The organism is Streptomyces sp. TP-A0356, from assembly GCF_001417775.1.
Lineage (GTDB): Bacteria > Actinomycetota > Actinomycetes > Streptomycetales > Streptomycetaceae > Streptomyces.
The window spans coordinates 44,232-65,521 of record NZ_BBZJ01000030.1 but is presented as its reverse complement, the minus strand read 5'-3'; the positions used below and the strand labels follow the sequence as shown (position 1 = coordinate 65,521).

Genomic DNA, 21,290 nt, shown 5'->3' with positions numbered 1-21,290 from the left:
CTCGTGCGGCGGATGAAGAACACGGTGGCCGGTCGACCCCTGAGCTGCGACGATGCCCTGCTTCCTTACGGAGGACGTCTGTTCGTTTTCGGGTGCGCCGGCTGTGGGGCCAAGCTGAGCGTCCCGCTGTCCCAGGCCGCGCTGCCGGCCCACGCTCATCAGAAGTGCGGGGCGTGGCAAGCGACCCGGTGACCGCACCGATGACGGACCCTCTTCCCGAACGATCGCGGCGATGTCGACGCGCGTCGACGTCGTCGGCGGTATGCCGCTTGACCCGGCCACGGCCCGGGACCGCCACGTACCGGGACATCCGCTTGGGTGAGCACCCCTGGCCGTGGTTGTGCCACGAGCGGCCGGGTACTCGAGTGCACCCCACCGTGAGGGGCGCCCGCAGGAGCCCAGGCCGTCACGGCTCGACGGCTGCGGGGCACCCGGCGTCCTACGTCCCCCCTGCGAGGCCTCCGATGAGCCGTCTCTTCTCGCCGCTCACCCTCCGCGGCACGACCTTTCCGAACAGGGCCTGGGTGGCCCCCATGTGCCAGTACAGCTCGGTCGACGGCTATCCGCAGGACTGGCATCTGGTCCATCTCGGTTCCCTGGCACGCGGCGGGTCCGGCCTGGTCATGCAGGAGGCCACGGCAGTGGAACCTGAGGGCCGGATCACCCCTTCCGACGCCGGCATCTGGGATGACGGGCAGGCCGCCGCGTACAAGCGGATCACCGACTTCGTCCACGGGCAGGGAGCCATTGCCGGCATTCAGATCTCCCATGCCGGCCGCAAGGCGTCGACGGCACCGCCCTGGGAGGGTGACGTGTACGTCGAACCGGAGGCCGGAGGATGGCAGACGGTCGCACCGTCACCGCTGCCATTCGGCGACTGGCCGGCCCCGCGGGAGCTCGGCGCGGACGACATACGCGCTCTGGTCCGGGCCTTCGGCGAGGCCGCCGCGCGGGCGCTGTCCGCCGGCTTCGAGGTTCTGGAGATCCACGCCGCGCACGGCTATCTGCTGCACCAGTTCCTGTCACCGCTGTCCAACCACCGCAGCGACGAGTACGGAGGCGATCTCGACGGGCGCAGCCGTTTCCTGGTCCAGGTCACCGACGCCGTACGGGCGCAGTGGCCGGAGGACCGCCCGCTGTTCGTACGCTTCTCCGCCACGGACTGGGCCGACGGCGGCTGGACCCCGGAGGAGACGGTCGAGCTGTCGCGGCACCTGGTGGCCCACGGCGTCGATCTGGTGGATGTCACCAGCGGCGGGCTCGTCCACAACGCCCGCATCGAAGTGGAGCCCGGCTACCAGGTGCCCTTCGCCCGAGCCGTCCGCGAGGGCGCGGCCCTGCCCGTCTCCGCGGTCGGCCTGATCACCGCACCGGAGCAGGCCGACCAGATCCTCGTGGACCGCTCGGCTGACGCGATCATGCTCGCGCGCGAACTGCTGCGCAACCCGACCTGGCCGCTCCGCGCGGCCCACGTGCTCCGTGACGACGTCCCGTGGCCGAAGCAGTACGAGCGTGGCCGCCCGCGTCACGGCTGAGGCACCCGGGAATTGGACCCAAGGCGAAGAGGTCTCCTCCTATATGAGCGATCCATGCGGCAATGCCGCCTTTCCCGTACTTCCGAGCGAGTCGATACGTGGGTGCCGGCAGCCGACCGTGTCGGCACACTGCAGCAGATATCCGCACTGAGCCGTGAGTTCGAAGGGATCGTCGAGGCGAACGCAGTGGTGGCCATTGACGACGAGCACGACCCGGAGGGGGCGAGCACGGCCTTCGAGCGGGCGTACGTCGCCGCCCTGCTGCCCCCGGCGCGCGAGCATCTGAACGATCTCGATCACGCCCTGGAGCGATTGGAGAGAGGCGACTACGGGCGCTGTGCGCCGGCCACTGCCGCGGTGCCTGGGCGGCAGTCGTCCCGCGTCCGGCGAGCCGCTGGTGTAGCCGCTCGAACGCCAGCCTGTCCCGCTCGGCACGCCACCAGCTCGCCATCGAGAGCGTTCGTAGGTCAGCCCAGCACCTCTTCGATCGGGGCGTCGGCGTCCACGTAGCGCACGAGCTTGCGGTTCGCGAATTCCACGATGCCCACGTCGCCGAGTTCGCGCCCGTAGCCGGAGCGCTTGATGCCGCCGAAGGGCAGCTCCGGTCCGGACGCGGTCGGGTGGTTGATCCACACCATGCCCGCCTCCAGCCGGTCCGCGACCCCGCGAGCGCGTTCCGGGTCGGCGGCGAAGACCGCGCCTCCCAGGCCGTAGGGAGAGGTGTTGGCCAATGCCACGGCCTCGTCCTCGTCGGCGACCCGGTAGACCGTGGCGACGGGGCCGAAGAGCTCTTCCCGGTAGGCCCGCATGTCCGGTGTGACGTCGGTGAGGACGGTCGGCTCGACGAAGGCGCCCGGCAGGTCGGGCCGTCCACCGCCCAGCACCACCGTGGCTCCCTTGTCCACCGCGTCGCGGACCTGCTCCATCAGGAGTTCGGCCGCGGCCTCGGAGGACAGCGGGCCGAGCGTGGTGGCGGGGTCGGCCGGATCTCCCGGTCGCACCTCGCTCATCCGGTCGCGCAGCCCGGTGACGAAGGCGTCGTAGACGTCGGCAAGGGCGATGAAGCGCTTGGCCGCCACGCAGCACTGCCCTGTGTTGCCCATCCGGCCGAGGAACGCGGCGTACACGGTGCGCTCGAGGTTGTGACCGTCCAGCACGATGAAGGGATCACTGCCACCCAGCTCGAGGACGGACTTCTTGACATTGCGGCCGGCGATCCCGCCCAAGCTCACGCCCGCCCGCTCGCTTCCGGTCAGTGATGCTCCCTGCACACGAGAGTCATCGATGATCTTCCCGACGTCCCTGCCCCGCACGAAGAGATTGGTATAGACCCCGGTCGGCACACCCGCATCCCTGAACAGCTGCTCGAGTGCCAGTGCGGACTGGGGGCAACTGCTCGCGTGCTTGAGCAGGATCGTGTTGCCGAGGACGAGGTTCGGACCCGCGAATCGGACCACCTGGTACAGCGGGAAGTTCCAGGGCATCACACCGAGAAGAACGCCGAGCGGCTCGTTCACCAGCACGGCCGTGCCCTTGGGCACCGGCAGGGGTCGCTCTTCCAGCAGCTCGGGGCCGTGCTCGCCGTAGTAGGTGAGGATGTCGGACGCGAGGTCGACCTCTGCACGGCTGGAGTTGATCAGCTTGCCGACCTCGAGGGTCAGCAGCCGCGCCAGTTCCTCCTTGCGCTCCCTCATGAGCCGGCCGGCGCGTTGCACCAGGGCCCCGCGGTCGGCCGTCGGCCGGGCACGCCAGTCCGGAAAGCTACGGTGCGCCGCGTCGATCGCGCGTCCTACGTCCTCCGCGCTCAGGGCCGAGAACTCCCGAACCCTTTCACCGGTGTAGGGATTGACCGTGGCGATGGGGCTCCCCTGGCCAGTGACATGGGCGTCCATGGCGCCTCCCTGGAGTCGGGGCACCTCGGGTTCCCACGCCCGGACCCGCTCACACCTGCTGATGCGTCCCATGCCACGGCAAGCTGAGGCCCTGCACACCACGGTGTACGGAGGCGTCAAGCTGTGGGTGCCCACAGGCTGAGCTCCGGGGAGGCCAGGGACCTGATCATCGAACTCCCCGAGGGCCTCGCGGAGGCGGTGCGCCGGGGAACCACCCACCGCATCGAGCGCTTCGGCCACTATGACAGCGTGCGGCGCGTGGCCGACCGCACCATGCTCAAGGAGGAGGAAGCCGACCGGGGTGTGCGGACCGTCCTGGCCGTGCTCCGGGAGGCGATCAGCGAGAAGGAGTTCGACGACCTGTTGTCGCAGCTCGGAACGGACTTCTCCCAGGCCCTCGAATCCGCCGGGTGACCCGGAGCCTTCGGCACGGAGCCCGTGTCACGGCGCAAGCGGCCCCGGACGCTGCGTGTGCGCCGGGGACGGGCGGCACGGTGGGTGACACCCGCGAACCGCTGGTCCCTCGCGGCCGCCATGGCGCGAGGCGCACACGAAGGTGTGGTCATGACGGCTGACGTGCCCGAGACCTCCTCCGGCAGATCCGTGCGCGTCGTGCTGGTGGCCGACCCCGGTCTGCCGTCGGAGATCGCCCGGGCTCTCGCCCCCGGTTGCCCGACCCTCTCCGCCGGGCAGTCCGTGCTCGGGGCGGATGGCAGGTCCACACGATGACCGCCCTGCTCAGCGTGAGCGAGCAGGCCGACGTCTCCGACATCGCCGAGGCCGTCAGAAACCACCTGGACGGTGCCGAATGGGACGTGGGGATCTTCTCACCGACCTTCCGCGGCGGGCCCGGCTTTACCCGATCAGCGTCGAGGTCGACACCGCGCTCCGTGCCGCGCTCATCTCCTTCCCGCCCTTGGGGTCCGCCGCCTTCGGCGCCGGGTGCGGCAGGCCGTCGTTGATGTCGTACGAGAGCTGGTCGGGCACGAGGAGACGCCAGGCACCCGGAGGTGATCGGCCGCCCGCCGCGCGAACCGGTACCGGACACCCGTCCCGGCCCCGAGCAGCCCCGGCGCTACGTCGTGCCCGGCCTGCGCGGCCACACCCGACTCGTCGCCGGCATGGTGTACGCCAACCGCCCCTGGCGGCTGTTCGGCTCCCTCTCCCGGGGCCTGGCGGGCGTTTTCGCCACGGCTACGGTCCTGTTCATCAACAGCGCCACCTGGAACCTCGCCACCGCACTCGGCGCCGTGCAGCATGCCGTCATCACCGCTGTGTCCGCCGTCGCGCTCAGCCTGTGGATCATCGTCGACCACCAGCCCTGGGAGCGCGGCGCCCACCTCCCTGCACGGCACCACCCCCTGTACCCCTACAACCTGGTCACCCTGGTCACCCTGGTCACCGTCGCGCTCGCGGTGGTGGTGCTGGCCACGGCCCTGTTCGCGACCAGGTGCTGTACAACCTCTCCCGGCGCGGCATCGAGTGGGATCTCTTCCCCTGGTGCCGCGAGGCCGGGGTCACGGTCATGGCCTACTCCCCGATCGAGCAGGGGCGGCTCCTGAAGGTCGAGGCACTGGATGCCGTGGCCCGGGCCCTCGGAACCACGCCGGCCCAGGTCGCACTCGCCTGGGTGCTGGAGCAGGGGGTGGCCGCGATCCCGCGTTCCGGATCACCCGACCACGTTCGGGAGAACCGCGGCGCAGTGGACCTCCACCTTCCCACCGGGGCGCTCGACGCCCTCGACGAGGCGTTCCCGCCGCCCAGCGGGCCCACGCCCCTGGAGATGCTGTGAAGGAGTTGACAGGATGGCGCGCCCCCCGCTCGTCGTCGGAATGGGGGGTTCGCTGCGCACCCCGTCGACCAGCCTCACCGCACTGTGTGTGGCGGTCGAGGGGGCGGCCGATGCAGGCGCCGACACTCAGGTGATCGACCTCAAGCGGCTGGACCTTCCGTTCTACACGTCCGAGCACGGATTCCCTGCGTCCGCCCGTCGGCTTGCGGACACCGTTCAGGCAGCCGACGCCCTGCTGTGGAGCAGCCCGACATACCACGGGTCGGTCAGCGGCGCGTTCAAGAACGCAGTGGACTGGCTCGCCCTCCTGGCCGACCACGACCCGCCCTACCTCAGCAACAAACCCGTGGGGATGCTGACGACCGCCGGTGGGGTGCAGGGCCTGCAGGCGATCAACGCGATGGAGTTCATCGTGCGGTCGCTGCGCGGCTGGGCCGTGCCGCTGGTGTTCGCGGTCCCGCGGTCCTCCCGGATCTTCGATGGCGACGGACGCCTCACCGACCAGGCGGTCGCGGACCAATTGCGCGGCCTCGGCACGGAGGTGACCAGGGCAGCCCTGCAGTTCCGGGCGGAGGGCACGTGCGACTACGCGCAGGAGCGGCCGTCCGGGGCCGTCCGGGACTGAGCCCGGCCATGTCACGCCGGGGGCGCCGGGGTCGTGCTTCCTCAGGGCCCGGTCCGCCCCACGGGCCGCCGGTGCTCGCCGCGCGCCCCGGAGCGCCCGGGTGGGAAGTGCGGCAGCACGTGTTCGGCCAGTTCGTCGATCACCTCGGCGACCGGACGGCGACTGTGCTTGAAGTTGATCATCAGCTGGTCGATGCCGATGTCCTGCCAGGCCCGCATCATCGCCAGGAACGACACCCGGCCCACCGAGAAGCCCTGGTGGATGCGCCGGGGCAGGGCCAGCGGGTCCTCGGTCAGATCCAGATAGGTGGCCTGGGCGTACGGCTTGAATCCACCGCCATCGCCCCGGGTCAGCTCCCGCCACCGCTGGATGTTCTCGGCCTGCTGCTGGAGCGGCGGGGTGTAGTACAGCCAGCCGTCCATGTTGTCGGCGATCCACCGGACGTCCTGCCTGCCGCGTCCCGTCATCAGTACGGGGATCCGCCGGTACACCGGCTTGGGCAGCAGATCGGTGCCGTGCATCCGGCCGAGCGGCGACTCCACGTGCGGGAAACGGTGCTCGAGGACGACACGGAAGTACTCCAGCGACTGCCGGAACCTCTCGGCCCGGCCGCCCGGGTCCTGACCGAAGGCCGGGAACTCCACGGGCCGGTCACCGGTGGCCACCCCGAGCAGGAGCCGTCCGCCTGACAGTTGGTCCACCGAGGCGGCCGCCTTGGCGGTGTGCAATGGATGCCGCAGCGGCATGACGATGCTGGCGGTCCCCAGTGTGATCGAGGTGGTGCGGGCGCTGAGCTGCCCCAGGTACACCCACGGGTCGAAGACCTGCCCGGCGTCCCCGAAGCTCGGGTCCAGCAGTGGCACGTCCCGGACCCACACCGAGGCGAAGCCGGCCCGCTCGGCCTGCTGGATCCGCTCGATGTGCCCGGCCAGGGACGGCACGGGCCCGTCGAAGCCCTCCAGGGGCGTGATGGCGCCCACGGTCATCCTGCCGCCGGGATACGCCCTGGCCATGGCGGCGTGCTCGGAGAACGGCCGCTGCGCTCCGCCTTCGACGTCCACGGGTGCGCCGGCTGAAGGAACTGTCGATTGTGTCATGCGATTCTCCGGCGATTTCATGCCGAGTCCGGGCGCATCAGACGCGTGCTGAGGTTGCCCAACCGGAGGCGGGCGGCGGGACCACCGCCCCCTGAGCCCCCACCGGGCCAGCGGTGCCGGACCAGCGTCCGTCACCGCTGCCGTCGCGACGAGGACGACGGCCTGCACGGTGCGGCTGATCGGCATGGTCCCGACGCACACGTCGGAGTCCAGGTACGTGTGGCGGCGCTCGACGCGGCGTGACGGAGCCCGGCGTGTGCCCGGGAGTGTGACCTACCGTCAGTTCCGTTCCCGCGACGTCTATCTGCCGGCCGTCGGTGAGGTCGTCGTCGGGGGTGCGGTCCGGGTATATGTCGTGCCACAGCCTGAGGTCGTCGCGGTGCGGCAGGATGGGTGCCGCGGTCAGTTCGGACAGCTCCACGGCCGCATCGACGTGGCCGCTGTGCGCGCGCGTGCACACGATCCCGACAAGGCGGCGGTCGCCGACCGCCTCCGCGATGAGATCGGGCTCGTGGGCGGCGTCGATCACGAGGACCTGTTCGTCGTCGCCGACGATCCACACGTTGTTCTCCAGCTGCACGGGGACGCCGTGCGCCCCCGGTCAGGCTGCCGACCGTCAGCAGGTGTTCGACGTGGGCGGCCATCGGGACGTCACCGCCGGGAGCCGGCCGTCATGGCGCACCAAGCGCGTGATCGGATCGCGTACCGGCGGTTTCATGGGACGCCCCCTTCCCGGCGAAGCCCTCTACGCCAGTGGACCTCGCAGGGCGCGGTGCGGCAAGTCCGGCACGCCCTGGAGGGACCGCTGGACGGCGACGGCTGACGCGGAACCCTTCGACCGGCAAGATCAACGCCGCGCCGGCTGTCACACCGGGCGGGGACTGGCAGTCTTGAGGGAGGTGCAGCCACCGGCGGGACACGGTGATCGCGGTGTATGCGGGTACCCGCCTGGTTGAGGGTGTCCGGGCACGCCGCGTGCCCCGCCTGCACGCCGGTCGGCGGCCCCACGAGAGCCGTTACCGGGGGCCGGAACGCTTCGGGAGGTCCAGCCACGGACCAGGACACCGCGCAGCAACGAGTACCCGCAGGCACTGTGGGGCCGGCCGGGCAGGTGGGGGATGTCTGGACGTCCGCGTGGGACCGGGTCATCGCCTCCGATCCCGGGTTCATCCGGCTGCTGAACGCGCTGCGCATCGTCTTGAGCGTGCTGCTGTCCGTCGTCGTGATGAGTACGCTGCACATCCCTCTTCCGCTCCTGGTCACCGGTGCGACGGCGGCGGAGGTCTTCTCGTTCGCCGTCTCCGATCCGCACCGGCGCGATCAGGCGATCACGCTGGCTCTGGGACTGCCGACCGGTCTGACCGCGCTGGCTTTCGGAGCCCTGCTGGTGCACCACCGATTGGTGAGCGACGTGGTCTGCGTCCTGGTGATCTTCGCGGCCGCTTACGCGCGACGGTTCAGCAGACGGTGCAGCGCGTTGGGCGTCATCGCCTTTCAGATGTTCTTCATCACCCAGTTCGTCAGGCCTCACCCGCAGTGGCTGCCTCAGCTGTGCCTGCTGCTGGTGATCGGTGCGGTCTGCAGCGCGGTGGTGAGGTTCGGGCTCGTCCCGACGTCGTCGCAGGGCACCCTGCAACGACTGCTTGAGGCGTTCCGCGCGCGACTGGTGCAGCACCTTGAGGCAGTCATCGACCTGGCTCGGCAGAAGCCGGGAACACCTGGCGCCGAACGGGCCGTGCGCCGTCTGCGGCGGCGCACGGCTGCCCTGCATCAGGCAGCACTGATGATCCAGGACCACTTGGACGACACGATCCGGGAGCACTGCACGGCAGCCCATGTCCAGCGGCGCATCGCCGAGGCGGAAGTCGCCGCCGAACACCTCGCGGTCCTGCTGACAGGGGCGCTCGGCCTGCAGGGGGTCAATCCCGTCGCCAGCGACATCACCGAGCGCACCGGCCGCGTGCCACCGGACGTCTCGGTACCGCTGCGCACGGCCGACGAGCAGGTCATCCACCGTCTCATCGCCGATCTGCACGCGCTGAAAGTGGTCGCCGGGCGGGCCCCCGGCAGCGACCACGGTGTCGGCCTGAAGATCGTGCGGGACCGGCTCCTGAGCTACCGCGACGACGAACGGCTGCCCGACGCGCCCCCTGCCGTGCAGGACGTGTTCCGGGCGATCGGCGACGTCAGCCGAGCCCTGCTCGGCCTGCGCCTGGCACTGACAGGGCCTGACGAGAGCGAGGAGAGTCCGGATGACAGCCCCGAGACCGTGCGCTGCCGGGAGGAGCTGCAAACCGAGGACGCCGTCCTCGATGCCGAGGACGCCCTGAGGGAGAAGTCCGAGGAGGAGGGCGAACCGGCCGGCCTGGAACGCACGACCACCCGCATCGCCGTGCAGGTTTCCCTCGCCTCGGCCCTGGCGATCGTGGGTGGCGAACTGCTGTCGCCGCAGCGCTGGTACTGGGCCGTCTTCACCTGCTGGGTGGTGTTCGTCAACACCTCCTCGGCCGGAGAAATCCTGGTCAAAGGGTCCCGGCGCCTGGTGGGCACCCTGCTCGGCGTCCTGGCCGGAATCGGCTTGGCCGGCCTGGTCGGCAACCAGCCCTGGGCCGCGTTCACGCTGGTCATCCTGTGCCTGTTCGGGACTTTCTACGCGATCTCCTACGCGGTGGTGTCCTTCTTCGTCACCGCGATGATCGGGCTGCTTTACACGCTGTTGCACAGCTTCACCCCGGACCTGCTCGTGATCCGGCTGGGCGAGTCCGCGCTGGGGGCCGCCTGCGCGGTCGTGGTGGGCCTGCTGGTGTTGCCGGTGCGGACGCAGGAGCGCACCGAGGAGCAGATCCGCGAAGTGCTCTCACGACTGCGTGAGGTGACCGGCGAGGGTGTGGCCGAGCTCGGCGGCGGTCGCCCCGTCGACCTGCTCCACCGTGCACGGGCCTTGGACAGCGCACTGGCCGATCTGCGGACCACCACTCTGCCGCTGCGCCATCCGATCACCCCCTTGCGCCGTCGCCGGCGGCTCACCCGTTACGTCCTGGGACTGCTGGAGACGGCCGCCTACCACGCCCGCAACCTCGCGGCCGTCGCCCAGCCCGCGCCAGGCAATCGGGGGCTCGTGAGCGATGCGCGGCTATCCGAGGCGGCAGGACGCGTAGACCGCAACCTCGGCGCGCTCATCGAGTGCCTGCAGACCAAGGGTGGCTGCCGGGAGCCTCTCGACGCCGAGGCGCGAACCGCCACCGCGCAGAAGGACTCCGAAGCCCCTCACGCCCCCGGATCCGGAAGGCGGACGGCGCCGGAGACGGAGCAGCAGCGAAACCGGCTCACTCAGGTGGCACTGCGTCATCTGCAGCGGGTGGACGAAGACGTCCTGGGACTCGCCCGCCCGCTCGGCATGGGATTCAAGGAACAGCAGGCCGAGCCGGACACCCGGCCGACGCAGACAGCTGCCGCGGGCCGGTAGGACGCCGCGCCCCCGGTGGGCGATCGCGGCGGTGGTTCGGCTGACGAGGCGTCATGGTCCCGGCGGCGCCACGATGCCGGCAGCGGGCCTGCGCTCACCAGGCCGATCGGGGCCGGTGACCGGGTGGTGACAGATCCGCCCCGCATCCGGCCACGGCGGGTGCTGCGTGACCGGCCCGGCCTGCGGCGCCGGACGTACAATCGACGCGGATTCGTCCAATTGACACAGATTCGTCGTACACGAGCCGCTGTCGGTGAAACAGCGAAAAGGACGAACCTCTCCCATCGACTGAGGCCGGTTCGTGCGACCTGCCGAGCACGCGGGCATGATCTCGCCAACGATGACGACGAAAGCCGTGCATCCCTCGCCGTGATCCCGGGAGCCGCGCATCGGAACCCGGCCTCGATCACGCAACGCACATCGCACGGAGCTCGCCCATGTCGAACCGCCTGTTCAGTGATCGCGCAGCTGGCCGGGTCCTCGCCAAGCTCCTGGAACGCTACCGGGGCGATCCCGATGTGATCGTGCTGGGCCTGCCGCGCGGCGGCGTACCGGTGGCGTACGAGGTCGCCACAGTCCTGGGTGCCCCACTCGATGTCTTCCCGGTCCGCAAGCTCGGCGTGCCCGGTCAGGAGGAGGTGGCGATGGGAGCCATCGCGGACGGCGGACTGGTGGTGTTCAACGAGGACGTCGTCCGTGGCCTGGGTATCCTGCCGGGCACGCTGCGCAGCGCCGTCGAGCGGGAGGCCCGGCAACTGCTACGCCAGGAGCAGACCTACCGGGAGGGACGGCCCGCGCCCGAGCTGGAGGGCCGCACGGTGATCCTGGTCGACGACGGCCTTGCTACCGGGGCCGGCACGCGTGCCGCGACCCAGGCCCTGCGCCGCCACCGGCCGGCGAGGATCGTCGTCGCGGTGCCTGCCGCCCCGAGTCGACCTGCCGCGAGCTGGCCGACATGGCCGACGACGTGGTCTGCGCCACCACCCCGTCGCCGTTCTTCGCCGTCGGCACGTCCTACTGGGACTTCCGCCAGATCACGGACGAGGAGGTGCGGGGGCTGCTGCGCCGGGTGGCGAGCAGGCCCGCGAAGCCGGCCGAGGAGGGGGCGAGCGTGGTCGCTCTCATCAGCGCCGAGGCGTTGCCTGTCGAGGACGGCCTGCCCAGCGACGAGGCACTGTTCGACCTGGTGGGCAACGCGCACTTCGTGCTGATCGGCGAGGCCTCACACGGCACGCACGACTTCTACCAGGCGCGCGCCCGCATGACGCAGCGGCTGATCGAGGAGAAGGGCTTCTGCGCGGTCGCGGTCGCGGCCGAGGCCGACTGGCCAAACTCCTACCGGGTCAACCGCTACGTCCGGGACCGCAGCGACGACGTCACGGCCGAGGAGTCACTGCGCGGCTTTCGGCGGTTGCCCGCCTGGATGTGGCGGAACACTGCGGTGCTGGACTTTGTGGATGGCTGCGGGAACACAACGACCGGGTCCCCGGCGGCGAGCGCGCGAAAGCGGGCTTCCACGGTCTCGACCTGTACAGCCTGTACCGCTCGATCGAGGAAGTCATCAGCTACCTGGACCGCGTCGATCCCGAGGCGGCGAAGCGGGCCCGCGAGCGCTACGCCTGCTTCGATCACTACCACACCGACGGCGACGCCCAGGGCCTGGGGGTTCGAGGCCGCCTTCGGAGCGGGTGAGACCTGCGAGCGGCAGGTCGCCGCGAGGCCAAGCTCGAACGTACCGCTGGGGCGAACCCCCATCGCAACTGCGGCCTGACCAAGCCGCCGCAGCGGGAGACGTCAGATATTCTCGGCGCCGTGCCGGACGATCAGGTCTCGAAGCTCGTCGGGCAGCAACGGGCGACCTGGAAGGGGCGGCTGGTCCACTTCTTCTTCACTAGGCGCTGGTGCCAGGCGAGCAGGGTGCGTGGGGAGACGATCCGGTGTGCGCGGAGCGCCCGCGGTAGGAGCCGGGCGAGGGCCGCCAGCAGCGCGCGGTCCTGATCGTTGCTCGCGCTACTGCGGTCGCCGCACCGCCGGAGCCTTCGTGACCTGGACCGTTGTCGCCTCCGGCGATGGTCACAGGACGCTGGCACCAATCGAAACAGCACCTACTACTGCAACGGTGTTTGCCATGACTGCTGACCAGTTCAGTCGTTGGGTGTGGTTGTGGGTGGGGACCTTGCTGGCGTCAGGTTATGGGCCGGTGAACTCGACGCTCTGCACGAGCGTTTCGTGCACCGGTTCAGCAGATCGGAGCCGCGGGAGTCGGCGCTGGCCTATATGCGGGGGCTGGTTGCCCCGCTGGAGCGGCCCGCCCGTGGGGCGGGCGGTGGCGGAGACGAGCACCCCCGTAGCCCGTCTCCGCCACCGCCCGTCCCGCGGGCGTGGGTCTGGCAGGAGGGTCTGACAACGAGTCCGCCCGCTCAGGCCAGCAGCTTCCTGCGGGCTGCATAGATGAACGTGAAGGCGTAGAGCAGCCCGCCCAGCACGTACCACTGGATGAACGTCACCAGCGGAACCTCGTCGACGGGCAGGGAGTAGGCGAGGACGATCCGGACGACGGCGTCCAGGACGAGGGCGGTGCCCCACAGAGCGGTCATCAGCCGCAGCCCGCGCCGGAAGGCGGGTTCGTCGACCCAGCGCCGGGCCCAGGCGGCGCCCTTGGCCGGGCCGCGCTTGGCGATGGCGATGGCCTCGCCGGCGTGCAGGAAGAACGGGTGCGGGCGGGCCAGGGTGCCCAGCATCCACAGCCCGCACAAGGCCGTGATGGCGCCGTCCTTCGCCAGCAGCAGCCGGGCGCTGTGCATCAGGAGCGAGGCCGCGCCGCCCACGATCAGCGCGCTGAGCATGAAGAGGGCGAGCCCGTCGACGCGGCGGCGGGTCACCATTGAATAGAGCGTGCGGACGGCGGGGAGGATGCCGGACAGCAGACCGGAGGTGATCACTCCGAAGCCTTGGCCGCGGAGTATGTAAAAGAGGGCGGTCGGAACGGCGACGTCGAGGACGACGGGCAGAAGCACGGCCACCCAGTTCGCCCGCTCGCGCGGGGCTTCGGCGGCGGCGTGGTCGGTGAGGTCACTCATCGTCTCCCGCCTTACGGGTGGCACGGTCGAAGAGGGCGACCAGTTCTTCGGCGTACGCGGCTGCGTCCGCCCCCTCGGCGAACCGGGCGCCCGCCCCGTCGATCGCACAACGTACGGTCGTCGCCATCACCTCGGGGTCGAAGTCGCGGAATTCTCCCGCTCGTTGACCCTCACGGAAGGCGGCCACGAGCCGCTCCCGAGCCGTGTCGGACGCCGCCTGGGCGCCCTCGACGACGGCCGACGCGTTGAAGACGATCTCGCCGACCGCGCGCATGTCGCGCGGCGATTCGGCGAGGAAGCGCAGGTTCGACCTGATGTAGGCGAGGAACTTGGCGCGGTAGCCGCTGTGTTCGGCGATCAGCGGGCCCATGTAGCGGGCCGCCCGGTCGAAGACCTCGGCGAGGACGGCGGCGTACAGCCGTTCCTTCGTCTGGAAGTGATAGGTGATCAGCCGCTTGCTGCTCAGCGACGCGCGGGCGGCGATCACGTCGAACGACGTCCCGACGTATCCCGACTCCGCCAGTACCTCGATGGCCGCCTCGATGATCTGCGCCCGCCGCGCGGCGGTCGCGGCCGCCCGTCCGTGCGGGGCGGAGCCATGCTCTGTTATCCGCATGGATAAAGATTATCCGCACGGATAATTTTGTCAACGGCTCGGCCCGCGCGCGGCCACGGGCCGGGCTGTCGCCGGCGCGCGCCTACCAGCTGGACTTGCGCACCCCCGGCAGGAATCCCGCGTGCGCCAGCGTGCGCAGTGGTCACACTTCCGGCGCCGCAGCCAAGTCCGAGCCCGCCGCTGCCACTACCAACGACGAGACCATGACCCCCACATGCGGTTGCAGTACTGGACGAGTAGTTCCGAATGCTGAGGGTCCGTCCTGGCGCGACCTGGAACGCCTGCACGTCGGCACGTTCACAGGACCGGTCGGAGTCTTCCGCCAGTGCACCGAGGCAACCAAGGCCCATCAGGCGATCCTGACCGCCCTCCAGGTCCCGCGGCCGCTCCGGATCCTCGAAGTCACCCAACCTGCCTGACCAGGGACAACACGACCGGTGCTGCCCACGTCCAACGGCTTGAGGGTGTCGGCTATATTCCAATCCCCTTGCGATCTTTGTGGAGACCCCTCTCATGCCCAAGAGCCTCATAGCTGTTGCGCGACTCGGTTTCGTTGTCGTGGTCACGCTATCTTCCGCGGCGTGCTCGGCCGGTGGCTCGAAGCCCGGTACGTCGATAGCGGTCCCTTCACGGGTGGCAACCACGACGCCGAAGATGGCCGCGAGCCAGCCGACACGCACGACCAGCCCCACTTCGGCCACCGTCTATCTGCCACCGGACTTCGACGCGACCCGGGCGGCGTGGCGAGACATCGACAAGGCCCTGAAGAAGGCGACGGTCGATCACGAGCCGGTCCTCATCGACTTCGGTGCCTCCTGGTGCCCCGGCTGCGCGCAACTTGAGCAGTCGTTCAAGGCACCCCGCGTTCAAGCGATGGTTAGATCCCTGCACCTCGTGCAAGTCAACACCGGCCCCCAAAACGCAGCGATCAACATGGACATCGCGGCGGCATACGGGCTCGACCTGGGGAAGACCGGTCTACCAGGCTTGGTGCTGCTGTCTCCGCTCGGCAAAGTGGAAGCAACCACCAACGACGGCCTGTTCGACAACGACCGACCGAACAGTCCTAGCGAGATCATCGGCTTCCTAAAGCCCCACGTGTGATGGCCAGGTTCCCCACTCTGACAGTCCGATCGGGGCGTACACCACTGCGACTGGCAGTGGCGGCCTTGCTGGGCGTCGCGGTAGCCCTGGGGATCGGGTGCATCTACGTGCGGTCGGGGGTACCCAGCCGTACCGCCGCCGGCAGGATCACTGCCGGTGCGGTACAGAACGGTGTGAAGGTGACCGTGGTGGTTTCGGGTAGCACGGTCTCGGCGACCTACCGGCCGCTGCGGCCAGGTTTCCATCTGTACAGCATCAACCTGCCCGTCGGCGGTGTGGACGGGCTGGGCACACCCACGCGGCTCGGGGTTCGGGGCGGGCTGCGTGCCACACGGCCACCGACTTCCGACATGCCGGGTCAATTGCTGAAACTGCCGCGGCTGGGCGTGATTCTGCCTGTCTACCCCGACGGGCCGGTCACAATTACGCTGCCCGTCACCCACACCGAATCCTCCAGCGCGCAGGTCGTCGTGTCCTACGGCGCCTGCAGCACCAGCACTTGCTTGGTCCCGGTGACGGACCTCGTCATCCCCATCCAGTTGGACTGAGTGCCTATATCGGGCAAGGTCACGGACTCGCGTGGATCTGGATTCGGAGGAGGGGGAGGATACCCGCCAACCTTGACACGCAGCCGCCAGACTCGACCGCTCATTGGCATCCGGAAGCACAGGGAGCGCACCCAAGATCGTATTGTGATGAACGAGAGCCTGAACACCCTCCTCACCGGACTGTATGTGAAGATCGACGACGAGGTCGGAGAGACCCGATGGCTGGGCAGGCCACCGCAGTTGAGCGACTCCGAACTGATCTGTCTGGCCGTTGCCCAGGCACTGTTGGGCTTTGCCTCCGAGACCCGCTAGCTGCGGTTCGCTCGCACCAACCTGGGCTCGATGTTCCCGTACCTGCCCAAGCGGCCCGGATACAACAAACGGCTACGGGCCGCACTACCACTGGTCAAGAAGGCGATACGGCTACTCGCCGTGGACAGCGACTTCTGGTTCGACAACCACTGGATCGTCGACTCCACCCCGGTTCCGTGCGGCATGTCGCGCCCGACGGTGAAGCGTCGGAGATGGCCGGCTGGGCCGGATACGGGTACTGCGCCTCGCATTCGCGGTTCTTCTGGGGTCTGCGCCTGTTCCTGGTCTGCACGCCGACGGGGATGCCGATCACCTGGGCGCTGGCGAACCCGAAGATCGACGAGAGGGAGGTACTGGCTGCGATGCTGGACCGCGAGCCGGCCCTGGCCACCGACCGACCCGGCCTGCTGATCATTGCGGACAAGGGCTTCGCCTCCAAGGAATTCGAGGCCGATCTCGCCTTCCGGGGCTGCAAGTTGCTCCGGCCGTCCTTCAAGCGGGAGAAGCGCCGCAAGGGCGAGTCCCTGCTCAAGTCGGTACGGCAGCTGATCGAGTCGGTCAACGACACTCTCAAGGGCCAGCTGGACCTGGAACAGCACGAGGACGCACCTTCGAGGGTGTTGCCGTGCGCGCCGCCCAGCGCATCCTCGCTATGGCGGCCGCGGTCTGGCACAACCACAAGACCGGCGCCCCCGTCCTAAGATCTCTGACCGCATTCGATCACTGAACACATCGGAACTACTCGTCTAGGCCGCGGTGGGGTGCGCGATGACCCCCCGGGATGTGGACGGTGCGGGTGCGGGCCTCCATGACGAACAGCGCGTACAGCCGTTGCAGGCCGACCGTGTCGAGGTGGAAGTGGTCGGTGGTGAGGAGGCCGTGGGTCTGGGCCTTGAGGAAGGCGGTCCACTCATCGCGCGCCGATTGTCGGCGAGGGGCCGGCCCGAGGCCGGCGGTGCGTAGGGTGCGGCGGACGGTGGCCGGGCTGGCCTTGTGCCCGAGGGGGCGGAGTTCGCCGTGGACACGCCGGAAGCCCCATCGTGGGCTCTCGGTGCCGAGCCGGAGGATCAGGTCGCACAGCTCGTCGGGTATCGGCGGGCGTCCCGGCGAGGCGGGTTGTGTCCACTTGTCCTTGATCAGGCGTTGCTGCCAGGTCAGGAGGGTGCGCGGGGAGACGGTCCGGTGCTGGCGTAGCGCCCGTGGGAGGAGTCGGGCGAAGGTGGTGAGCACTGTCCGGTCGGGCCAGGGGGGCTTGGGGGCCGCGACCTGCCGGCGCAGTACCGCGACTTCGTGTCGCAGGATCAGTATCTCGGCCTCCTTCGCCGCGGAGGATCGGGACAGCAGGACCAGCCACGCGAAGATCCGCGTGGCGATCAGGTAGAGCATTCGTGCGAGCACAAGGTCCGATGGGTGCCCGATCGGCTCGCATCTGCACCACCTGCCACCAACCCCTGCCCAGCAGAACACACACAACACCAAGATCAAGACAGACCTAACGGAGTCCTATTGACCGTCTGCTCGATGACGATCTCCCCTATGCGCGAGTGCTGCTGGTAACCGGCACTGCGGGAGTCGGTAAGACGTCTCTGGTGCTGCACTGGTCGCGAGGACCCAAGACACACCGTCGGCCGCAGTACGGTCCGCGTCCGGCCGATCCAAGCGCCGACCCGAACCCCTGAAGCGCAGGTAGCGACAACATCTCCAAGCGGACGATCTCAGCGCTGCCGTTCGCGGAACTGTCGGCGTGACGGGCCTGGGAACGGCAGCGCTTCCTCTAGTCGTCGGGGAGGGCTGGGCGGACTCTGGCAAGCGTAGGAAGGCCGTCCCGAGATGCAGTCAGTGCGGCAGTCCGCTCCCCGAGGGCAGCCGCCGCTCACGTCGGCACTGCTCCGCGGCTTACCGTACGAAGGCGTGGCGGTGACGGAGCAACGTCGAGTTCGCTGCCGCGCAACGGGAGGGCCCCCGTACCGTCGGCCGAAAGCCCTCGACGCGTGAGAGCGCGAGGTTAGGACCGCCATGGGTCATGACTTCAGCGCAGCCGACAGTTGTTGCTCCAGCCACGGGGTGACGAAGCCCATGCCGACCTTGGTGAGGTGCACACCGTCGCCGTCCGGGTAGAGACGCTTGCCCTGGGCGTTGTACTGCATGCAGTCGCCGTTGCGGCACAGGTACGCGTCGAGGTTCACCAGGGACACCTGGGCCGGGGCGGACTTCACGTAGGTGCCGATCACGTCGTCGAAGCAGGTGCCCCACTTGTCGATGATGGCGCCGTTGGCGCGGCGCTCGTTCATGAGCAGGATCTTCGCCTTAGGGGCCTGTTTGTGGATCAGGGAGACGGCAGTGTCCAGCTGCTTCAGGTAGCGGGTGCGGTACGCGGTGTCGCAGGACGTCAGCCACCTGCCACTGATCTGCTGCTCCGCCGCGTCCCAGCCGACGTGCACGAGGACGGCGTCCGGCTCGGCGTTCTGCAAGTTCTTCGTCCAGAAGTCCTTCCAGGCGAGGCACGCTTGCCAGTTCTTCAGAACCTTGCCCACACGGTCGCGTACCGCCTGGGGCTGCATGATGCCGCAGCCGCCCTGGCCGCCGTCGACCACGGCGTACTTGTCGCCGTACTGCGACAGCGCCGTCGCGAAGTCCTCCGCCATTGAGTCGCCGAGGGTCAGGACCAGCGGCTTGCCGTCGGGGTGCATGGAGTGGGCGATGTAGGTGGGGAGGTACCAGGAGCCGAAGCCGATGACGAGGCTGGCCGCGGTGAACAGGGGGACCGCCCGGGAGGGGCGCCAGTCGCGAACGCGGTACTGCTCGATCGTGTAGTGCATGATCATGGCGAGCAGCCAGGTGAGGCCGGTACCCAGCAGGAACAGGGCGTACGGCTTCACGTCCGGGTAGGCCATCAACAGCAGCCAGTACACGGGCAGGTGCAGCAGATACAGACTGTAGGAGATCTGGCCGATCTCCATGAGTGGCTTGAGGCGCAGGACCCGGGCCAGCGGGCCGCGGTCGGTGCTGAGGCAGGCTGCGGTCACCGCGATCAGGAGGGCGACGATGGCGAGGCCTCCCTCGTAGAGCCGCGGCTCGTGGTACGTGTTCACCTTGATGCTGCAGTAGACCACCGCGGCCAGCGAGACGATCGCGGTCACGGAGGCCAGGTGGTAGCCGGCCTTCGGGCCGCCACCGCGCCGGGCGGCCCCGCGCTGGACCAGGTACACCACGAAGGCTGCTGCCGCGCCCGCCATGAACGCCACGGCTCGGGTCTGCGTCGCCAGGTACAGGTAGTCGGTGTCGTGGTTTCCACCCCGCCACATCACCGGTGCGACCAAGGCGGACGCGCCGAACAGCAGCACCGCGAGCACCGCGACGGGCAGCACACGACGGCGGAAGACGGCGAGGGCGAGGACCAGGACCAGCGGCCACACCACGTAGAACTGCTCGGTGATGCTCAACGACCACATCGCCGACAGGGGCTGGATCGCGCCGAAGTGGTCCCAGTACGCGTCGCCGCGGGCGATCTGCGCCCAGTTGCCGATCTGGAGCAGCGCGCCGAGTGCCTGCTTGGAGAGCGACTGCGCCTCCTTCAGCGGGCTGGTGAGGTACGAGATCCCCACTACCAGGCCGAGCGTGATCAGCAGTCCAGGCAGCAGTCGCTTGAAGCGGCGGCGATAGAAGCGGCCGATGCGGATGCGGCCGGTGCGCTCCACCTCGCGGATCAGGACGAGCGTGGTCAGGAAGCCGGAGAGGACGAAGAAGGCGTCCACGCCGAAGAGGCCATTGCTGAACCAGTTGGTGTGGTAGAGCAGCACCGACAGGATGGCGAGGCCGCGCAGGCCGTCGACGGCGTGGAAGCGGGAGCGCAGGGGGGCGGGTTCCGGCTTCGCGTCCTTCCCCGGTGCGGCTTCCGGAGCGGCTACGACGGTGTCGTGCTCGGGGGCGTACGGCTGCTGCGGGATTACTTGGTCGACGTACTGCGGCGGGGGTGGCGGGTTGCCATACCCCTGCTGGCTGTAGCCCCCGTACGCCTGTTGCGGCCCCCAACCCTCGGGTCTGGGGCGGTCAGTGGGGTGTAGATGCATGGGGAGCTCCGGAGTGGGCGATCGTGCAGGGGGCAGCAGAGGCGGAGGTGCGGACGCCGTGCGCGGGAAGGTGGGCGCCGCAGGCGATGCGCAGGCCGGGCGGGAGTTCGTTGCCCTCGTCGATCCGGGCGCCGTCGCCGACGACCACCGCGTCGAGGACGCTGCCCCCGCCGATCCGGGCGTGCCGACCGATTACGGAGCGGTGGAGGCTGGCGCGGGCGTCGATCCGGGCACCGGCCAGCAGCACGCTGCCCTCGACGACCGTGCCCTCGCCGATCACCGCACCGGGGCCCACCACCGTGCCGCCGCTGAGCACGGCGCTTGGGTGGACATGGGCGCCGGGCAGCACCAGGGCCTCGCCCACCGGGCCGGGCAGCGCGGGGGAGGCGACCTTTCCGCGTACCAGGTCGGCTGAGCCCTGGACGAACGCAGCCGGGGTGCCGAGGTCGAGCCAGTAGCAGTCGTTGACGACGCCGCGCACATGGGCGCCGGAGGCGAGCAGCTCGGGGAAAGTCTCGCGCTCCACGGAGACGACCCGGCCGGCGGGGATGCGGTCGAGCACCGCGCGGGTGAAGACGTAGCAGCCGGCGTTGATTTGGTCGGTGGTGATCTCTTCGGGCGTCTGCGGCTTCTCCAGGAACGCCGTGACGCGGCCGTCGGCGTCGGTGGGGACGAGGCCGAAGGCGCGTGGGTCGTCCACCCGTTTGAGGTGCAGGGTGACGTCGGCGCCGGAGGCCCGGTGGCCGTCGCGCAGAGCCGCGATGTCGAGGCCGGAGAGGATGTCGCCGTTCAGGACGAGCACCGGCTCGTCGGGGGCGCTGCGCAGCCGTTCGGCGGCGTTGCGGATGGCGCCGCCGGTGCCGAGGGGGACCTTCTCGGTGACGTACTCCAGCTCCAGGCCGAGCTGACCGCCGTCGCCGAACTCGGCTTCGAAGAGCTCCGCCAGGTAGGAGGTGGCGAAGACGATCCGGGTGACCCCCGCTGCGGCTGCGCGCGCCAGTTGGTGCGTGAGGAACGGCACCCCGGCCACCGGGAGCAGCGGCTTGGGCATGTGGCTGGTCAGAGGTCGGAGTCTGGTGCCCTGACCGCCCACGAGGAGGATCGCTTCAGTCATGTGGTGTCCGCCTTGGGTCGCGGGGACGGATGGTGGTGG

At 69.6% G+C, this 21,290-nt stretch carries 18 protein-coding genes and 4 pseudogenes; 12 read left to right on the top strand and 10 right to left on the bottom strand.

All coding sequences use genetic code 11. The annotated features are described in order from the left end of the window. Window positions 1-464: 464 nt before the first annotated feature. A complete protein-coding gene (locus tag ASC56_RS31175; protein ID WP_055494944.1) occupies window positions 465-1,535 on the top strand; it encodes an NADH:flavin oxidoreductase/NADH oxidase in 1,071 nt (356 codons plus the stop codon). A 39-nt stretch (window positions 1,536-1,574) separates the two neighbouring features. Here ASC56_RS31175 and ASC56_RS43250 read toward each other — a convergent pair whose 3' ends face one another. Both ASC56_RS43250 and ASC56_RS31170 read right to left on the bottom strand, forming a co-directional pair. Next, window positions 1,575-1,835 carry a hypothetical protein gene (locus ASC56_RS43250; RefSeq protein WP_159039737.1) on the bottom strand — a complete coding sequence of 87 codons (261 nt, stop codon included), beginning with the start codon at window positions 1,833-1,835 and terminating at the stop codon, window positions 1,575-1,577. A gap of 167 nt (window positions 1,836-2,002) precedes the next feature. Beyond that, window positions 2,003-3,427, bottom strand: coding sequence for an NAD-dependent succinate-semialdehyde dehydrogenase (locus tag ASC56_RS31170; protein ID WP_055494943.1), 1,425 nt, complete (start codon window positions 3,425-3,427; stop codon window positions 2,003-2,005). Between the two features lie 123 nt (window positions 3,428-3,550). Here ASC56_RS31170 and ASC56_RS31165 point away from each other — a divergent pair, with 123 nt between their 5' ends. Together ASC56_RS31165 and ASC56_RS40770 are read left to right on the top strand one after the other, a co-directional pair. Next, window positions 3,551-3,841: a DUF2267 domain-containing protein gene (locus ASC56_RS31165; protein ID WP_234377127.1), complete on the top strand. Its 291-nt coding sequence runs from the start codon at window positions 3,551-3,553 to the stop codon at window positions 3,839-3,841. A 150-nt stretch (window positions 3,842-3,991) separates the two neighbouring features. Next, window positions 3,992-4,156, top strand: a complete 165-nt coding sequence (locus ASC56_RS40770; protein WP_159039736.1) for a hypothetical protein — start codon at window positions 3,992-3,994, stop codon at window positions 4,154-4,156. A gap of 126 nt (window positions 4,157-4,282) precedes the next feature. On the opposite strand, the gene ASC56_RS42880 is transcribed toward ASC56_RS40770, so the two are convergent. Continuing rightward, on the bottom strand, window positions 4,283-4,414 hold the full coding sequence (locus ASC56_RS42880; protein ID WP_267887644.1) for a hypothetical protein: 132 nt from the start codon (window positions 4,412-4,414) through the stop codon (window positions 4,283-4,285). 454 nt (window positions 4,415-4,868) lie between these two features. Here ASC56_RS42880 and ASC56_RS31155 point away from each other — a divergent pair. Continuing rightward, window positions 4,869-5,219, top strand: a pseudogene (locus ASC56_RS31155) (aldo/keto reductase); the annotation flags it as partial. A 13-nt stretch (window positions 5,220-5,232) separates the two neighbouring features. Beyond that, window positions 5,233-5,844: an NADPH-dependent FMN reductase gene (locus ASC56_RS31150; RefSeq protein WP_055494941.1), complete on the top strand. Its 612-nt coding sequence runs from the start codon at window positions 5,233-5,235 to the stop codon at window positions 5,842-5,844. Between the two features lie 41 nt (window positions 5,845-5,885). Here the strand turns inward: ASC56_RS31150 and ASC56_RS31145 are convergent, their stop codons facing one another. Next, a complete protein-coding gene (locus ASC56_RS31145; protein ID WP_234377126.1) occupies window positions 5,886-6,941 on the bottom strand; it encodes an LLM class oxidoreductase in 1,056 nt (351 codons plus the stop codon). Between the two features lie 37 nt (window positions 6,942-6,978). After that, window positions 6,979-7,521, bottom strand: coding sequence for an MBL fold metallo-hydrolase (locus tag ASC56_RS31140; RefSeq protein ID WP_055494940.1), 543 nt, complete (start codon window positions 7,519-7,521; stop codon window positions 6,979-6,981). 531 nt (window positions 7,522-8,052) lie between these two features. Here ASC56_RS31140 and ASC56_RS31135 point away from each other — a divergent pair. The 4 genes and pseudogenes from ASC56_RS31135 to ASC56_RS40125 all read left to right on the top strand — a co-directional run. Next, complete coding sequence (locus ASC56_RS31135; RefSeq protein ID WP_234377125.1) at window positions 8,053-10,407, top strand: FUSC family protein; 2,355 nt, start codon at window positions 8,053-8,055, stop codon at window positions 10,405-10,407. Window positions 10,408-10,844: 437 nt separating this feature from the next. After that, entirely contained in the window at window positions 10,845-11,618 is a 774-nt protein-coding gene (locus ASC56_RS42260) for a phosphoribosyltransferase (protein ID WP_234377124.1), read from the top strand. 50 nt (window positions 11,619-11,668) lie between these two features. Then, window positions 11,669-12,099: pseudogene (locus ASC56_RS43245) on the top strand (erythromycin esterase family protein). A gap of 471 nt (window positions 12,100-12,570) precedes the next feature. Continuing rightward, window positions 12,571-12,714: pseudogene (locus ASC56_RS40125) on the top strand (IS701 family transposase); the annotation flags it as partial. Window positions 12,715-12,827: 113 nt separating this feature from the next. Here the strand turns inward: ASC56_RS40125 and ASC56_RS31120 are convergent. Then, window positions 12,828-13,487 carry a VC0807 family protein gene (locus tag ASC56_RS31120; protein WP_055494936.1) on the bottom strand — a complete coding sequence of 220 codons (660 nt, stop codon included), beginning with the start codon at window positions 13,485-13,487 and terminating at the stop codon, window positions 12,828-12,830. Continuing rightward, the gene (locus ASC56_RS31115) at window positions 13,480-14,103 is read right to left on the bottom strand and encodes a TetR/AcrR family transcriptional regulator (protein ID WP_055494935.1); all 624 of its coding nucleotides are present in this window, start codon (window positions 14,101-14,103) and stop codon (window positions 13,480-13,482) included. The genes ASC56_RS31120 and ASC56_RS31115 overlap by 8 nt, the downstream gene beginning before the upstream one ends. A 633-nt stretch (window positions 14,104-14,736) precedes the next feature. On the opposite strand from ASC56_RS31115, the gene ASC56_RS31110 reads away from it, so the two are divergent. From ASC56_RS31110 to ASC56_RS31100, 3 genes and pseudogenes are all read left to right on the top strand, one after another. Beyond that, window positions 14,737-15,207 carry a thioredoxin family protein gene (locus ASC56_RS31110; RefSeq protein WP_159039735.1) on the top strand — a complete coding sequence of 157 codons (471 nt, stop codon included), beginning with the start codon at window positions 14,737-14,739 and terminating at the stop codon, window positions 15,205-15,207. A gap of 179 nt (window positions 15,208-15,386) precedes the next feature. After that, complete coding sequence (locus tag ASC56_RS31105) at window positions 15,387-15,755, top strand: hypothetical protein (RefSeq protein ID WP_159039734.1); 369 nt, start codon at window positions 15,387-15,389, stop codon at window positions 15,753-15,755. 147 nt (window positions 15,756-15,902) lie between these two features. Then, window positions 15,903-16,794: pseudogene (locus ASC56_RS31100) on the top strand (IS982 family transposase). An 11-nt stretch (window positions 16,795-16,805) separates the two neighbouring features. Here the strand turns inward: ASC56_RS31100 and ASC56_RS31095 are convergent. The 3 genes from ASC56_RS31095 to ASC56_RS31085 all read right to left on the bottom strand — a co-directional run bounded on the left by ASC56_RS31095 (window position 16,806) and on the right by ASC56_RS31085 (window position 21,251). After that, the gene (locus ASC56_RS31095; protein WP_055494932.1) at window positions 16,806-17,453 is read right to left on the bottom strand and encodes an IS3 family transposase; all 648 of its coding nucleotides are present in this window, start codon (window positions 17,451-17,453) and stop codon (window positions 16,806-16,808) included. Between the two features lie 635 nt (window positions 17,454-18,088). After that, window positions 18,089-20,137 (bottom strand): acyltransferase family protein, encoded by a 2,049-nt coding sequence (locus tag ASC56_RS31090; protein ID WP_055494931.1) that lies wholly within the window; start codon window positions 20,135-20,137, stop codon window positions 18,089-18,091. Beyond that, entirely contained in the window at window positions 20,118-21,251 is a 1,134-nt protein-coding gene (locus tag ASC56_RS31085; protein ID WP_055494930.1) for an NDP-sugar synthase, read from the bottom strand. The genes ASC56_RS31090 and ASC56_RS31085 overlap by 20 nt, the downstream gene beginning before the upstream one ends. Window positions 21,252-21,290 lie beyond the last annotated feature (39 nt).

Bases quoted from the DNA above. Each gene is read 5' to 3' on its own strand.
- ASC56_RS31175 (WP_055494944.1), top strand. From the start codon at position 465: ATGAGCCGTCTCTTCTCGCCGCTCACCCTCCGCGGCACGACCTTTCCG.
- ASC56_RS31170 (WP_055494943.1), bottom strand. From the start codon at position 3,427: ATGGACGCCCATGTCACTGGCCAGGGGAGCCCCATCGCCACGGTCAAT.
- ASC56_RS40770 (WP_159039736.1), top strand. From the start codon at position 3,992: ATGACGGCTGACGTGCCCGAGACCTCCTCCGGCAGATCCGTGCGCGTC.
- ASC56_RS31150 (WP_055494941.1), top strand. From the start codon at position 5,233: ATGGCGCGCCCCCCGCTCGTCGTCGGAATGGGGGGTTCGCTGCGCACC.
- ASC56_RS31145 (WP_234377126.1), bottom strand. From the start codon at position 6,941: ATGACACAATCGACAGTTCCTTCAGCCGGCGCACCCGTGGACGTCGAA.
- ASC56_RS42260 (WP_234377124.1), top strand. From the start codon at position 10,845: ATGTCGAACCGCCTGTTCAGTGATCGCGCAGCTGGCCGGGTCCTCGCC.
- ASC56_RS31120 (WP_055494936.1), bottom strand. From the start codon at position 13,487: ATGAGTGACCTCACCGACCACGCCGCCGCCGAAGCCCCGCGCGAGCGG.
- ASC56_RS31115 (WP_055494935.1), bottom strand. From the start codon at position 14,103: ATGCGGATAACAGAGCATGGCTCCGCCCCGCACGGACGGGCGGCCGCG.
- ASC56_RS31095 (WP_055494932.1), bottom strand. From the start codon at position 17,453: ATGCTCTACCTGATCGCCACGCGGATCTTCGCGTGGCTGGTCCTGCTG.
- ASC56_RS31090 (WP_055494931.1), bottom strand. From the start codon at position 20,137: ATGCATCTACACCCCACTGACCGCCCCAGACCCGAGGGTTGGGGGCCG.
- ASC56_RS31085 (WP_055494930.1), bottom strand. From the start codon at position 21,251: ATGACTGAAGCGATCCTCCTCGTGGGCGGTCAGGGCACCAGACTCCGA.